The following is a 14,597-nucleotide window of genomic DNA, read 5'->3' on the forward strand; positions in this document are numbered from 1 at the left end:
CCGAGGTCCGCATTCTCCCGGGCGAACTGGCCGGCGAGGGCGTCGGCGATCGCGGCGGTGAAGTCGACGCCGCCGAGTTGCGGGTCGCCGCCGGCAGCCCGCACCGTCACGCCGTTCGCCCCGTATTCGACGACCGCCAGGTCCAGCGTGCCGCCGCCGAGGTCGAAGACCAGCACGGTGGACTCCGCGGCGAGTTCCGTGAACCACAGGCCGCCCTCGTCGGCCGCCCCGTCTTCGGAGGCCGGGCCGGCGAGGATGTGGCAGAGGGCGGCGGCGACTGGTTCGTCGATCAGCGTGACCCGTTTCAGCCCCGCGGACTGGGCCGCGACGACGGTGCGGCGGCGCTCGGCGTCGCCGAACTGCACCGGCACGGTGATCACCGCCTCCTCGATCGCTCCGAACCGCGACCGGGCCGACCGCAGCAGTTCCCGGAGGATCAGGGCGCTGACCTCCGTCGGACTGACGGACCGGCCGTCGATTTCCCACCGCTTGTCCGGGTCGGACAGGAACCGCTTGGCTTGCTGCACGACGCGGTCGCTCGCGGAGATCGCCCGGCGGGCCGCCTCGGTGCCGACGATCGCCTGGCCGTTCGGCTCGAACAGCACGACGGACGGCGTGGCGAGCTCCCCCGCGGCGTTCGGCATGCTGACCGGATGGCCGTGCTTGTCCAGCGCCGCCAGGGAGCTGAAGGTCGTCCCCAGGTCGATGCCGATGCGGCGGACCCGCCGCTTCGAGCCCGGGGCGGTCTGGGCGGCGTCGGAACCGGCGGCGGGCATGGCGGCGGGGCGGGAACGGAGGACGGTCGGCGGTATGCTAAACCGGTTCCGATCCGTTCGCCGCCGATTTGCATGACCGCCGCCGCGACCGATCCCGCCGTTCCGCCCTCCGCCGCAGCGATCGCCCCGCCCGAGCGACCGGCAGCGTTCGGCCGGGCGGAGGCGAAGGCGATTTTCCTCGGTTGGGAGCGGCTGCGGATCGTCTTCAATCTCGTCCTCGCCGCGGTGTGCAGCCCCGTCGCGCTGTGGTGCGGACCGGAGACCTACGCCGCCCCCGCCTTCTGGGGGAACTGTTTCGCCGGGGTATTGCTGGTGAACGTGGCATACCTCGCCGGGCCGATCGCGGAGTGCGCGCTCGATCGGTTCGGCCTGCGGCACCGGGCGGTGCGGTGGACGCTGTTTCTCGGCGGACTGCTGCCGACCGCCGCCTACGTCCTCGCCGCGGTGATCGCCTTCCCCACGCAGATCGGCCCGCTGTGAACGTCGCCGCCACGCTCGCCCTGCTTGGGGCCGCGCTCGCCCAGCCTCCCGCGGACGAGCCGGCCCCTCTGCCGGAGGTCTTGGCGAAGATTGTGCCGGGGGTGCGATTCGACGACGTGCCGCTGCGGCGGGCGGCGGGCCGGCTGGCGGAGACGAACGGGGCGGCGCTGGCCTTCGTGCGGGGCGTCGATCCGACCGTGCCGGTCACGTTGGACGCGGAGAACCTGACCGTCGCCGAGGCGCTCGCCGCCGCGGCCGGGCAGGGGGGCGCCGCCGCGGTGGCGTTGGGCGGGGCGGTGTATGTGGCGTCGCCGACCACCTGCGCCGCCGCGCTGGCGATCGCCGAGGCCCGCCGGCAGGAGTTGGAGCCGACGCGGGGCGTCCGCCGGGCGCCGCGGGAACGGGCGCTGGAAGAGCGGGACGTCGCCTGGGAGGACCTGACGACGCCGCGGGCGATTCTGGAGGACGTGGCCGCTTCGGCGTCGCTGGCGATCGAGAACCCGGACGCCGTCCCGCACGACCTCTGGCCCGCCGGCCGGTTGCCCGCGGCCGACGTGCCGGCGGCGCTGGCGGCGGTCCTCGCCCCATTTGAGCTGACGTTCGTGTGGTCCGACGACCGCACCGCGGTGATGATCGAACCGCTGCCGGCGGGCTTCGCCGCGGAGCCGGCCCCGCCGCTGACGTCCTTCGCCGCCAAAACCGCCGTGGGGGAGGGCGGGGGCCCGCCGCTGGACCGGCGGAGGTTCACGCTGACGGTGCAGCGGGAGAGCGTGCGACGCATCATGGACGCGGTCGCCGGGGTCCGGTTCGAGTTCGACGAACGCCAACTGACGGCCGGCGGCGGCGACCTGGACGCCCGGGTCTCGATCGACGTGACGGAGGCGACCGCGGACGAATTCCTCACCGCCCTGTTCGCCCCGGCGGGGATCGCGTTCTCCTGGGAAGACGCCACGGTGACGCTGTTCCCGGTTCCCGCCGAGCCGCCGGTCCCGAGCGTGGAGCCCGCGGACGGGGCACGCTAGCATCGGCGCCCGGCCGGGGCCGCCTCGCGCGGCGGCCGGTCGTTCGTCCGTCGTTCTCGCCTCTTTCTGTATCGCCCGTGCCCGCCCGGAACCTGATCGTCGCCCAGTCCGGCGGCCCCTCCGCCGTCATCAACAACACCGTCCGCGGCGTCGTCGAGACGGCCCGCCAGCTGGACGAAATCGGCACGGTCTACGCCGGCCATCACGGCATTGAGGGGGTCCTCAAGGAAGAACTGATCGACCTGACGGCCCAGGACCCGGAAGAGATCGCGCTGCTGGGCACCACCCCCGCCGCCGGGGCGATCGGCACCTGCCGTTACAAGCTGAAGGACTGGCAGAACGAAGACTTCGACCGGGTGCTCGAGGTCTTCAAGGCGCACGACGTCGGTTACTTCGTGTACATCGGCGGCAACGACTCGATGGACACTGCCAACAAGGTGGCGAATCTCGCCCGGGAGCGGGGGCTGGACGTCTGCGGACTGGGCGGACCGAAGACGATCGACAACGACGTCGGCGACAGCGAGTTCAAGCTGATCGACCACACCCCCGGCTACGGCAGCACGGCCCGGTACTGGTCGAACTACATTCAGCAGGTCAACGAGGAGAACATGGGCTCCTCGCCGGCCGACCCGGTGATGATCTGTCAGGCGATGGGCCGCAAGATCGGCTACATCCCCGCCGCCGCCCGGCTGGCGGACCCGAACCGCGAGATGCCGCTGCTGATCTATCTGGCGGAGCGGAAGGTCACGATCGACCAGATCCACGAGCAGATCGCCGCGACCTGCAAGGAGCATGGTCGGGCGATCGTGGTGGTGAGCGAAGGCCTCTCCATCGAGGGACTGGAGATCCCCGAGGAGTTCATCGTCCGCGACAGCTTCGGGCACCCGACCTTCAGCAGTTCCAAGATCACCGTCGCCCAGATGCTCACCAACGAGGTGAACAAGCGGGGCCTGCCGGTGAAGGGCACCGCCCGCTGCAACGTGTCCGGCACCGACCAGCGGCACAGCATCTTCCACGCCTCCACCGTGGACCTCGCGGAGAGCTACCGGGCCGGCGAGAAGGCCGCGTTGCTCGCCGCCGCCGGGGAGCACGGTTACATGAGCACGATCCTGCGGACCGATCGCGAGAACTACTCCGTCAAGTACGACAAGGCCCCGCTGAAGGAGGTCGCCAACAGCGAGCGGCACTTCCCGTCGGAGTGGATCAGCGAGGACGGCACGGACGTGACCGACGAGTTCCTGAAGTACGTCCGCCCGCTGATCGGCGACGGCAATCCCAGCGTGCCGGTGATCGACGGCCGCATCCGCTTCGCCAAACTGGCCCGCACCTACGCGGACCAGAAGCTGGACGCCTACGTTCCCCAAGCCGATCGCCAATCTCCCCCGTCCTGACGGAGCGCCCCCATGTCTGCTCGCCAGTCGGTTCCCCCGGCGTACGCCCTCCCCCCGAGCGGCGGCCCGGCGGGCGGTCTCGGCCGCGGACTGGCGGAGGGCGACCGGGCGACGGTCGCGGGTTTCCGGGCCGAGTTGCCCCGCACCCGCTACGCCGCCCGGGCGGAGTTGCTGCGGGGGATCGTGCGGCTGAACGACCTCCCGCCGACCCCCCGCCGCAAGGCGCTGGCCGAGGCGTTGCAGGCCTGGACACGGCAGTATGAAGTGGAGACGCCGGGCGTCGTCCGGGCGACGGAGGTGCGGATTACGCTGTCCAGCCGGGACGAACTGTTCGCCGACGCCGCCCTCTACGCCCCCGCCGACGGCCGCTGCACGGCGGTGACGGAGCGGGGGACGGGGCTGCGGTTGGAGGGGCCGCCGACCGTGGTGGTCTGCGCCGCGGAGACCGACCGCGACCGCGATCTGCCGGACCGGATCGACGCCCTGCGGGAGGGCGGGGTGACGGAGTTCGTGCTCGCCGGCGCCCGCGGCGGGTTGCAGTGGTTCCGCCTGGACGACGACCCCCGCCGCCCGGACCGCGGCGACGGCTACCTCAAGAGCGCCGCCCTGCCGGGCCTGTGGCTGCCGGAGGCGGTGCTCGATCCGGACCCGGCGAAGGTGGACGTGGTCGCCGCCGTGCGGGCCGGTTGCGGCACGCTGGATCACGCGATGTACGTGAACAGCCTGTGCGGCGGAGCCGGGCGGAAGGCCCGGTGAGGGGCGGAGCGGCCGGGGGGCTCCCGCGGCCCGCTGGATGCCGACCGCGATCCCGGGTAGACCGGGCCTCTTCCGTTCCGCCGCCCACGCCCGCCCGCCAAGGGCTTAGAGGTCCGCCGCCCGATGTCCGACAATCCGCTCGACACGCAGTTCACCGCCCGCACCAAGGACTACCTCGTCGGCATCGACTCCGACGGCTGCGCGTTCGACACGATGGAACTGAAGCATAAGGAGTGCTTCATCCCGAACATCATCAAGTTTTTCGGCCTGCAGGCCTGCAGCAAATACGGCCGCGAGTGTGCGGAGTTCGTGAACCTCTACAGCAAGGAACGCGGCATCAACCGCTTCCCGGCGCTGCTGAGCGTGCTGGACTACCTCGCCGAGCGCCCGGAGGTCCGCCGCCGCGGCGTCAAGCTGCCCGAACTGAAGGGTCTGCGGGACTGGGTCGCCCGGGAGACCCGCCTGGGCAACCCCACGCTGATCGCGGAGGTCGAAGCCCACGGCGACCCCGACCTGACGCACTGCCTGCGGTGGAGCGAGCAGGTGAACCTGGACATCGACGCCATGGTTCACGGCGTCAGCCCGTACCCGATGGTGCGGGAGAGCCTGGAGAAGCTGGACCCGGTCGCGGACAAGATCGTGTGCAGCGCCACCCCCAACGCCGCCCTCCAGAAGGAGTGGGAGGAGCACGATATCGCCAAGTACGTCGAGGCGATCTGCGGGCAGGAAGCCGGCGGGAAGAAGGAGACGCTCGGCCAGGCCGCCGCCTACGGCTACGAAAAGGGCAAGGTGCTGATGATGGGCGACGCCCCCGGCGATCTGAAGGCCGCCCGCGCGGTCGGGGCGCTGTTCTACCCGATCAACCCGGGCCATGAGGAAGAGAGCTGGGAGCGGTTCCACGGCGAAGGCTGCGACCGGTTCCTCAACGGCGAATACGCCGGCGAGTACGAGGCCGAGCTGATCGCCGAGTTCCAGGCCCACCTGCCCGAAGACCCGACCTGGCCCCGCGTCGAGGGCTAATCGAAGTCAGATCGGGGGCTGCACCGTCCCGCCGACCCGACCCGCACGATCCGCGTACGCCGCTCCCGGAGCCGGCGGACGCGGATCGTGGCATGAACTCGGCGCCGCTCGCCGGTATCCTGCGCGGGCAATCCTGCAATCACGTCTTTCGTTCAGCGCAGCCCGCCCGCGTCCCGATGCCCGAACCGCAACACGACATCGCCCTGATCGGCTTGGCCGTCATGGGGCAGAACCTCGTCCTCAACATGGCCAACCACGGCCATTCCGTCGCGGTTTACAACCGGACCGCTTCGACCACCGAAGAATTCATCGCCAGCCTGCCGGGCGAGGGCGTGGACAAGGTGCACGAGGGCACCGTCGATCGGGTGAAGGGCTACAACGACCTCGGCGAGCTGTGCGCCAGCCTGAAGTCGCCCCGCAAGGTGATGATCATGGTGAAGGCCGGCCCGGCCGTGGACGCCGTGATCGAGGCCCTCAAACCGCACCTCGACGAGGGCGACGTCATCATCGACGGCGGGAACAGCTATTTCGTCGATACCAACCGCCGCTACGACGAACTCACCAAAGAGGGCTACCTGTTCGTCGGCGCCGGCGTCTCCGGCGGGGAAGAGGGCGCCCTGAAGGGCCCCAGCATCATGCCCGGCGGCTCCAAGGAGGCTTGGCCGCTGGTCAAGCCGATCATGCAGGACATCGCCGCCAAGGTCGGCCCGAACCACGACGTTCCCTGCTGCGAGTGGGTCGGCCCCGCCGGCAGCGGGCACTACGTCAAGATGGTGCACAACGGCATCGAGTACGGCGACATGCAGCTGATCTGCGAGTCGTACTTCCTGATGAAGGAGGCCCTCGGCCTCAGCAACGACGAGCTCTACGACGTGTTCGCGTCGTGGAACAAAGGCGTGCTGGCCAGCTACCTGATCGAAATCACCCGCGACATCTTCAGCGCCAAGGACCCGGAGACCGGCAAGGCGCTCGTAGACGTGATCCTCGACGTCGCCAAACAGAAGGGCACCGGCAAATGGATGGCCCAGCACGCGCTGGACCTTGGCGTGCCGACGACCCTCATCACCGAGGCCGTCTACGCCCGCTGCCTCGCCGCCCAGAAGGACGAACGGGTGCGGGCGGAAGAGGTCCTGAAAGGGCCGGGGCAGACGAAGTTCGACGGCGACCGCGACGCCTTCATCGACGCCGTCGGCGACGCGCTGTACGCCTCCAAGCTCGTCAGCTACGCCCAGGGCTACGTGCAGATGCAGGCCGCCGCCGCGGAGTTCGGCTGGGACCTGGCCTACGGCGACATCGCCCTGATGTGGCGGGGCGGGTGCATCATCCGCAGCGTGTTCCTCGACGACATCAAGGCCGCGTTCGACAAGAACCCGCAGCTCGAAAACCTGCTGCTGGACGACTTCTTCAAGACGGCCATCGACAAGTCGCAGGCCGCCTGGCGCGAGGTCGTGCGGCAGGGCGTGACCCTGGGCATCCCGATGCCCGGCTTCACCGCGGCGCTGTCCTACTACGACGGCTACCGCCGCAGTCGCCTGCCGGCGAACCTGTTGCAGGCCCAGCGGGACTATTTCGGCGCCCACACCTACCAGCGCCTCGACAAGCCCCGGGAGGAAACGTTCCACTCGGAATGGCTGGACCTCCGCAAGGACCCGGGCGAACCGGCCGAGACCCCGGAGCAGAGCTGACGGCCCGACGAGTTCCCCGCCGCCCCCCGCCCCCGACGCATCGCAGGCTCATGGCTGCTGACAGGCTGACGCCCGTGATGCGGTCGTTCCCGGGGGCGGACGGGTGAACGTCGAGTTCCTCGGCACCGGCGGGTACCACCCCGACGCCCATCGGCACACGACCTGCGTGTTGCTGCCGGATCGGGGACTCTGCATCGACGCCGGCTCCGCCTTCTTTCGGGCGCCGGAACGGTTGGCCGCCCACGGCGTGACCGAGTTGGACCTCGTGCTGACGCACGCCCACCTCGATCACGTCGTCGGCCTCACCTTCCCGTTGGCGCACATCGAACGCGGCACGCTGACCGCCGTGCGCATCCACGGCCGGCGGGAGAAGTTGGACGCGGTCCGCGAACACCTGTTCGCCCGCGATCTGTTCCCGGTCCTGCCGCCGTGCTTCACCTGGCACCCGCTGCCGGAGAAGGAGAGTGGAACGCTGCCCGTCGCCGGCGGCCGGCTGCACTTTCGGGAGCAGACGCACCCCGGCGGCAGTCTCGGATTACGGTACGAGGCGGACGGGAAGCGGTTCGTCTTCTGCACCGACACCGCCCCGCTGCCGGGGACGGCCGACTTCGCCGCGGACGCGGACCTGTTCGTCCACGAATGCAATTTCCCCGACGGCTGGGAAGACCTCGCGGAACGCACCGGGCACAGCACGCTGACGCCGGTTCTCGAATTGGCCCGGGCGGCGCGAGCGCGGCGCACCCTGCTGGTGCACGTCAGCCCCGACGCCGCCGACCCCGCCGATCCGGTCGGGCTGGGGGCGGCGACCAATCCGCCGCCGCACGTCGCCGTGGCGGTCGACGGCCTGCGGGCGGAACTGTGAGCGGGCAGGCGGGCTCGGGAGGTCGGACCGTGCGAACGTCGCGCGACGGTCGACCGGGGCCGCGGGCGCTGCGATTACTTCTTGTGACGGATCTTGGCCCGCATCCGCCGCTTTTTGCGACCGATCTTGCGACGACCTTTGCCGGACTTCTTGGTACCCATACGCGGGGGGGCTCCTTGGAGGTGAGCGGCCGAGGGGCCGCGGGGATGAAGTGGGAGTCCCGCAGTCTACGCTGATTCGACGGCCTCCGTAAACCGGCGGGGCCTCTCGCCACAGGCTGGGAGCCGCTCCCATGACGCCCGATCCGTTCGATCTCGCCGCGCGATTCGCCCCGATCCGGCCGCCCGCCGCGGCGGGTCGGGGGGAAGAGGAGGGGGGCGACGCTCCGTTCGTCGGCGAGGCCGCCTACGTCTGCGACGCCTGCGGGGAGGAGATCGTCGTGCCGATCGATCCCGCCGCCGGGGCGGAGCAGGAGTACGTCGAAGACTGCCCCGTCTGCTGTCGGCCCAACCTGCTGACGGTCTTCGTGGGACCGGACGGCGCGGCCCGTTGCTCGGCCCGACCGGAATAGCGTCGGCCGCAAGAGGTGCGAGCGGAAGCGCAACGGGCGATCGGTTGTCGGTCCCGGCGGTCCCGTTTATGCTTCGCCGCCCGCAGGCGACCGTGCGGTCGCCGTTCCGTCGTTCTTTCGTGCGTTCTTCCCCCGGCCCGACCCACGTCGGCTGACCGAACGCAACGTGGATTGTAACCATGGCCGTTCCCAAAAGGCGTACCTCGAAGGCCCGCAAGCGGAAGCGGCGGAGCCACATGAGCCGCACCGCCCCCACCGTCGCGCCGTGCAGCCAGTGCGGCACGTCGCGGCCGACGCACGTCGTCTGCCCGAACTGCGGGTTCTACATGGGGCGCACCCTCGTCGAGGCGGACGACGAGTAAGCGTCTCCCGGCGGCGCGGTCGCGTCGCCCAAGTCTGCCTCACCCGTCGTCCGCTCGCCCGGGCGGACCGTACCGTTGACGAAGGTCAGTGTGACCGATTCTCCCTCAGCCGCCGGCCCGGCTTTGCATGATCCCGCTTTCGCCCCGGGCTCGACGCCCGGGGGCGTCACCCGTGTTGCGCTCGACGCCATGGGCGGCGACGACGCGCCCGGTCCCAACCTCGACGGCGCCCGGCTGGCGCTGGCCGAGGATCCGGATCTGCATGTCGTCCTCGTCGGCGACGAGGAGGTCGTGCGGCCTGCGGTCGAGGGCGGCGACGACTTCGGCGGGCGTCTGACCTTCGAGGTCTCGCACGGGGTCGTCGGGATGGAGGAGAAGCCGACGGCTGCCCTGCGGGCGAAGCCCCGTTGCTCGATCACCGTCTGCTGGACGCTGATGGCGGAGCGGCGCGTCGACGCCGTGGTCTCCGCCGGCAACACCGGGGCCGTCGTCGCCGCGGGTCTGCGGACGCGGCTGTTCCTCAAGGGGGTGAAGCGGCCCGGCATCGCGGTCACGCTGCCGACGCTCAAGGGGCGCTCGATTCTCGTTGACGTCGGCGCCAACCCGCTCGCCAAGCCGGAGCATCTGCTTCAGTACGGCGTGATGGGCGCCGTGCTGGCCCGCGAGGTGTTGGGCGTCGAAAAGCCGCGGATCGGGCTGATGAACATCGGCTCCGAGGACGGCAAGGGGAACGAGTTGTACCGCCAGACGCACGATCTGCTGCGGTCCAGTCCGGCGACCTCCGGGAATTACGTCGGCAACGTCGAGGGGCGGGGGCTCTACCGGGGCGAGGCCGACGTGCTGGTCTGCGAGGGCTTTGTGGGGAACGTCACGCTGAAGGTCTCCGAGGGGATCGCCGAGTTCCTGATGACCGCCGCCGCCGGGCAGGTGTTGGGCGACCTCAAGCAGAACGCCGGCGCCCTCGGCGAGACCGCCCCCGCCGCGATGGCCTCCGCCCAGGCCAGCTTCGAGGCCCTCGGCAACCGGTTCCGCTACAGCAAGGTGGGCGGGGCGCCGCTGCTGGGAATCGACGGGACCTGCATCATCTCTCACGGGTCCAGCGACGCGACCGCCATTCAGAACGCTCTGGCGGCCGTCGAACTGTTCCGTCACGCCCACCTCAACGAACGCATGGCCGAGGCCCTCGCCTCGCTGCAAACCGCCCCCGCCGCCCCGCCCGCCTCCTGATGACGACCGCGCTGCTCTTTCCGGGGCAGGGAGCCCAGACCGTCGGGATGGGCGCCGCCCTCCGGGCGAACTACCCCGCCGCCGCCGAACTCTACGACCGCGCCGCCGAAGTCCTCGGCTACGACCTCGCCGCCGTTTGCGAGCACGGCCCCGAGGAGAAGCTGAACGCGACCGACGTGTCGCAGCCGTCCCTCTACGTCTCCGGCTACGCCGCCCTGGAAAAACTGAAAGCCGAGCATCCCGAGGCGCTGGAGGACGTGTCGCACGTCGCCGGTTTGAGCCTCGGCGAGTACACGGCGCTGGCCTTCGCGGAAGCGTTCGACTTCGAAGACGGCCTGCGGGTCGTGCAGGCCCGCGGCCGGGCGATGCAAGCCGCCGCGGAGGCGACCCCCTCCGGCATGGTGTCCGCCCTGATGCTGGACCGCGACGCGGTGCAGGGGGTGCGGGACGCCGCCGCCGGCGACGACGTGCTGGAACTGGCCAATTTCCTCTGCCCCGGCAATACGGTGCTCTCCGGCGAGACCGCCGCGGTCGCGCGGGCGATCGAGGAGATCGAGAAGGCCGGGGGTCGGCCGATCCCGCTGTCGGTCGCCGGGGCGTTTCACACCTCCCTGATGAAGCCCGCCGACGAGCAGCTCGCCGCGGCGCTGGACGCGGTCGAAATCCGCCCGCCGAAGGTGCCGGTGGTGTCGAACGTCGACGCCTCCCCGCACACCGATCCCGCGGAAATCCGCGATTTGCTCGTCCGCCAGGTGCTCGCGCCGGTCCGGTGGGAGGATTCGATCCGGGCGATGATGGCGGCAGGGGTGGACCGATTTTTCGAGGTGGGCACCGGCCGGGTGCTGACCGGACTGCTCAAAAGAATCGACCGTAAGATGCCCTGCACGGCCGTCGGCGACTGATTTTTTCTCCGCCGGCGGCGTCGCCGGACCGCCCCGCCCGGGAACCCGTGTCCGCGGGGGCGTTGCGGTAGACACCCTTTCGCGGCACGGTTAGAACCTGACCGGTCGGCGGCGTATGGTGTGGGCTCCGAAGAGCTCACCCGGCGCATCCGCCGACTTTCACCTGCCGGCGGCCGTGAGCGGTTCCGGCTCCCGACGTACATCACTGCCGCCCTACCATTGCCGTCTCTGGGCGGCGACCCGAGGATTACCCGTGGCTGCCGAAGCGACCGAAGAAAAAGTCATCCAGATCGTCTCCGACCAGCTCGGCGTGCCGGTCGAAGAGGTCTCCCGCGAAAGCAAATTCGTCGACGACCTGAAGGCCGACAGCCTGGACCTGGTCGAGCTGGGGATGGAGTTCGAAGACACCTTCGACATCACCATCCCGGACGAGGATTACGAGAAGATTCAGACCGTCGGCGACGCCGTCGACTACATCGAACAGCGTCAGTCCGAGGGCTGAGCCCCCGGGCTCCGCCGCCCGTGCGGGGATGTCGCCCGCGTCGGGTTCCCCGTCGTTCCGTTCCGTCCGCCGGCTGTCTCGAGCCGGCGCGACGCCCCGCCGTGAGTGAGATTCCCTCCGTGAGTAGCGATCGGGTGACCCGTTCGACCGAACTACGCCGCGTCGCCGTCACCGGCGGTTCGGTCATCTCCACGCTCGGGCACTCCCGCCAGGAGTTCTGGGAACGCTGCGCCGCCGGCAAAAGCGGCGTGTCGCGGATCGGTCGGTTCGTGCCGGACGAGTTCAAGGTTCACTTCGCTGGCGAGGTCAAGGACTTCGACGCCGCCGCGATGGTGGACGTGCCGGAGAAGGAACTGCGGCGGATGGACCGGTTCGTCCAGTTCGCCGTGGTCGCCGCCGACCGGGCCATTAAGGAGGCCGGGCTCGACGCGGAGGAGGGCGACCCCACCCGCCGCGGCGTGCTGGTCGGCAGCGGGATCGGCGGCCTGCACGAGATCGAGGAGCAGCACCGCACCCTGTTCGAACGCGGCCCTCGCCGGGTCAGCCCGTTCATGATTCCCAAGCTGATGGTCAACGCCGCCAGCGGGAATATCTCCTACCTGTACAACCTCAAGGGGCCGAACAGCGCCGTGGCTACGGCCTGCGCCAGCGCCACCAACGCCATCGGCGACGCCTTCCGGCTGATCCAGCACGGGCAGGCGGACGTGATGGTGACGGGCGGCAGCGAGGCGGCCATCACCCCGATGGGCGTTTCCGGCTTCGCCCGGATGAACGCCCTCTCCAACCGCAACGACGCCCCCGCGCTCGCCTCCCGGCCCTTCGATAAGGACCGCGACGGTTTTGTGCTCGGCGAGGGCGCCGGGATCATGATCCTGGAGGACTGGGAGCACGCCCTCAAACGCGGCGCGACGATCCTGGCGGAGGTGCTCGGCTACGGCATGAGCAGCGACGCCTACCACATGACCGCCCCCGACCCCGAGGGCCGCGGCGCCGGCCGGGCGATGAAGTTCGCCATCTCCGACGCCGGGCTGAACGTCGATGAGATTCAGTACGTGAACGCCCACGGCACCAGCACCCCGCTGGGCGACAAGGCGGAGACCGCGGCGATCAAGACGGTGTTCGGCGACCACGCCAAAAAGCTGGCCGTCAGCAGCACCAAGTCGCAGATCGGCCACCTGCTCGGCGCCAGCGGCGGCGTCGAAACGATCGCCTGCCTGATGGCCCTCACTGAGCAGGCCGCTCCGCCGACGATCAACCTCGACGAGCCCGGCGAGGGCTGCGATCTGGATTACGTCCCCCACGAGGCGCGGCCGATGCCGATCAAGGCCGTGCTGAACAACTCCTTCGGCTTCGGCGGCCACAACGCCTGCCTGGTGTTGGGGAAGGCGTGAAGCGGACGCTGCGATTCGCGGCTTGGGGCTGCGTTCTCGGCGTGGGCTCCTTCGTCGCCCTCTTCCTCCTCCTTCCCGCCTACACGCGGCCCCAACACGTCGAACTGGGGCTCGCATTCCACGTCGTGTCCGGCACGACGATCGGCCTCGTCGCCGGGGTCGCCGCTGAGGTCGCGGCTCTCCGGCGGGGCGGCCCGGTCGGGCCCCGCAGCAGCACGCCACGGACTGACGTTGACCGCCCGGCGACTCGCGCCGATGCTTCGACCCCTGCCGGCACCGACTGAACCGTCCTGATGAGCGCCTCGACCCCAGCTAACAACGGCTCCCGCCGCCGCGTCGTCATCACCGGGATCGGGGTGGTTAGCCCGCTGGGCATTGGCGTGGAGCCGTTTCTGGAAGCCTTGAAGGCTAAACGCAGCGGCGTGGGCGTCGTCACCGACGTGATGGACGCCTCCGCCGCCCCGGGCAACGTCGGCGGGGAGATCCCGGACTTCGACGACGGCGTCACCAAGGAGGCGATGCCCAAGAAGCAGCGCAAGTTCATCAAGGTGATGTGCCGGGAGATCGAACTCGGCGTCGTCTCCGCGATGCACGCCGTGCAGCACAGCGGGCTGGACCTCGACGCCCTCGACCGCAGCCGGATGGGCGTCGACTTCGGGGCGAACCTGATGTTCACGCCGCCGGAGGTGCTGGCGGACGCCGTCGCCGCCTGCGCCGAACCGCTGCCCCCCGACTCCGCGGAGCCGCGCCGGTTCCAGTTCGAACGCTGGGGCCAGAAGGGCATGAAGATGCTGGAGCCGCTCTGGCTCCTCAGGTACTTGCCGAACATGCCTGCCTGCCACATCGGCATCGCCCTGGACGCCCGCGGGCCGAGCAACTCCCTCACGATGGGCGGGGCGAGCGGCAACTCGGCCCTCTCCGAGGCCGCCCGCATCATCGAACGCGGCCGGGCCGACGTGATGGTGGCCGGCACCACCGGCACGCACCTGCACCCGGTTCGCACGATCAACCTCGGCCTGTTCGGCGAACTGGCCGACGGCGACGGCCCCCCCGGGACCTGGTGCAAACCGTACGACGCCGGCCGCCGCGGCCAGGTCGTCGGCGAGGCGGCCTGCACGGTGATTTTGGAAGAGCGCGAACACGCCGAGGCCCGCGGCGCGACGATCCTCGGCGAATTGCTCGGCTTCGGCTCCGCCTGCGTCTCGCAGCTGGACGCCACCGGCCGGCTCGGGGAGGCGGTGGTCGTCGCCGGCCGGGCGGCGCTGCGGGACGCGGGACTTTCCCCCGCCGATCTCGGCCACATCAACGGCCACGGCGTCGCCACCCGGGACTCGGACGCCGAGGAGTGCCGCGGCTACGCCAAGCTGCTGGAGGGAGCCCCGGTGCCAATCACCGGCCTGAAGGGCTTCACCGGCAACGCCGGCTCCGGCAGCGGGGTGCAGGAACTCGCCGCCAGCCTGTTGATGCTCCGCGAGGGCCTCATCCCGGTCTGTCTGAACCACGAATTCGCGGACGCCGACCTCGGCGATCTGCAGTTTGTCAGCGGCGATCACCGTCCGCACGAGGGGAAGACCGTGTTCCTGAATCTGAACGGCACCCGCGGCGGTCAGGCGAGCGCCGCGATCGTGCGGGCGGAGTAGCCGCCGGACC

The 14,597-nt window shown here is 70.5% G+C and carries 15 protein-coding genes; 14 read left to right on the plus strand and 1 reads right to left on the minus strand.

What is annotated here, in order from left to right; genetic code table 11:
* A partial coding sequence (locus ACG2DA_RS07475; protein WP_395254915.1) for an Hsp70 family protein occupies nt 1-776 on the minus strand: 776 nt, incomplete at its 3' end.
* Between the two features lie 72 nt (nt 777-848).
* Here ACG2DA_RS07475 and ACG2DA_RS07480 point away from each other — a divergent pair.
* The 14 genes from ACG2DA_RS07480 (at nt 849) to ACG2DA_RS07545 (ending at nt 14,587) form a co-directional block, all read left to right on the plus strand.
* Nucleotides 849-1,256, plus strand: coding sequence for a hypothetical protein (locus ACG2DA_RS07480; protein WP_395254916.1), 408 nt, complete (start codon nt 849-851; stop codon nt 1,254-1,256).
* The gene (locus ACG2DA_RS07485; protein WP_395254917.1) at nt 1,253-2,278 is read left to right on the plus strand and encodes a hypothetical protein; all 1,026 of its coding nucleotides are present in this window, start codon (nt 1,253-1,255) and stop codon (nt 2,276-2,278) included. The genes ACG2DA_RS07480 and ACG2DA_RS07485 overlap by 4 nt, the downstream gene beginning before the upstream one ends.
* 77 nt (nt 2,279-2,355) lie before the next feature.
* Nucleotides 2,356-3,669 (plus strand): diphosphate--fructose-6-phosphate 1-phosphotransferase, encoded by a 1,314-nt coding sequence (locus tag ACG2DA_RS07490; protein ID WP_395254918.1) that lies wholly within the window; start codon nt 2,356-2,358, stop codon nt 3,667-3,669.
* 12 nt (nt 3,670-3,681) lie between these two features.
* The gene (locus ACG2DA_RS07495; protein ID WP_395254920.1) at nt 3,682-4,425 is read left to right on the plus strand and encodes a hypothetical protein; all 744 of its coding nucleotides are present in this window, start codon (nt 3,682-3,684) and stop codon (nt 4,423-4,425) included.
* A gap of 123 nt (nt 4,426-4,548) precedes the next feature.
* Nucleotides 4,549-5,445 (plus strand): HAD family hydrolase, encoded by an 897-nt coding sequence (locus tag ACG2DA_RS07500; protein WP_395254922.1) that lies wholly within the window; start codon nt 4,549-4,551, stop codon nt 5,443-5,445.
* A gap of 176 nt (nt 5,446-5,621) precedes the next feature.
* Nucleotides 5,622-7,130: a decarboxylating NADP(+)-dependent phosphogluconate dehydrogenase gene (gene gnd / locus ACG2DA_RS07505; RefSeq protein WP_395254923.1), complete on the plus strand. Its 1,509-nt coding sequence runs from the start codon at nt 5,622-5,624 to the stop codon at nt 7,128-7,130.
* 103 nt (nt 7,131-7,233) lie between these two features.
* Complete coding sequence (locus tag ACG2DA_RS07510; RefSeq protein ID WP_395254924.1) at nt 7,234-7,992, plus strand: MBL fold metallo-hydrolase; 759 nt, start codon at nt 7,234-7,236, stop codon at nt 7,990-7,992.
* A 292-nt stretch (nt 7,993-8,284) separates the two neighbouring features.
* Complete coding sequence (locus ACG2DA_RS07515; RefSeq protein WP_395254925.1) at nt 8,285-8,563, plus strand: CPXCG motif-containing cysteine-rich protein; 279 nt, start codon at nt 8,285-8,287, stop codon at nt 8,561-8,563.
* A gap of 179 nt (nt 8,564-8,742) precedes the next feature.
* Entirely contained in the window at nt 8,743-8,925 is a 183-nt protein-coding gene (gene rpmF / locus ACG2DA_RS07520) for a 50S ribosomal protein L32 (RefSeq protein WP_395254926.1), read from the plus strand.
* A gap of 189 nt (nt 8,926-9,114) precedes the next feature.
* Nucleotides 9,115-10,152, plus strand: a complete 1,038-nt coding sequence (plsX, locus tag ACG2DA_RS07525) for a phosphate acyltransferase PlsX (RefSeq protein ID WP_395254927.1) — start codon at nt 9,115-9,117, stop codon at nt 10,150-10,152.
* A complete protein-coding gene (gene fabD / locus ACG2DA_RS07530; protein ID WP_395254947.1) occupies nt 10,149-11,054 on the plus strand; it encodes an ACP S-malonyltransferase in 906 nt (301 codons plus the stop codon). The genes plsX and fabD overlap by 4 nt, the downstream gene beginning before the upstream one ends.
* A gap of 253 nt (nt 11,055-11,307) precedes the next feature.
* The gene (gene acpP / locus ACG2DA_RS07535) at nt 11,308-11,556 is read left to right on the plus strand and encodes an acyl carrier protein (RefSeq protein ID WP_145360961.1); all 249 of its coding nucleotides are present in this window, start codon (nt 11,308-11,310) and stop codon (nt 11,554-11,556) included.
* A gap of 134 nt (nt 11,557-11,690) precedes the next feature.
* Entirely contained in the window at nt 11,691-12,947 is a 1,257-nt protein-coding gene (gene fabF / locus ACG2DA_RS07540; RefSeq protein WP_395254928.1) for a beta-ketoacyl-ACP synthase II, read from the plus strand.
* Between the two features lie 293 nt (nt 12,948-13,240).
* Complete coding sequence (locus ACG2DA_RS07545; RefSeq protein WP_395254929.1) at nt 13,241-14,587, plus strand: beta-ketoacyl-[acyl-carrier-protein] synthase family protein; 1,347 nt, start codon at nt 13,241-13,243, stop codon at nt 14,585-14,587.
* Nucleotides 14,588-14,597 lie beyond the last annotated feature (10 nt).

Origin of the sequence: Alienimonas sp. DA493, assembly GCF_043951915.1 — a bacterium.
Taxonomy (GTDB): Bacteria; Planctomycetota; Planctomycetia; order Planctomycetales; family Planctomycetaceae; genus Alienimonas.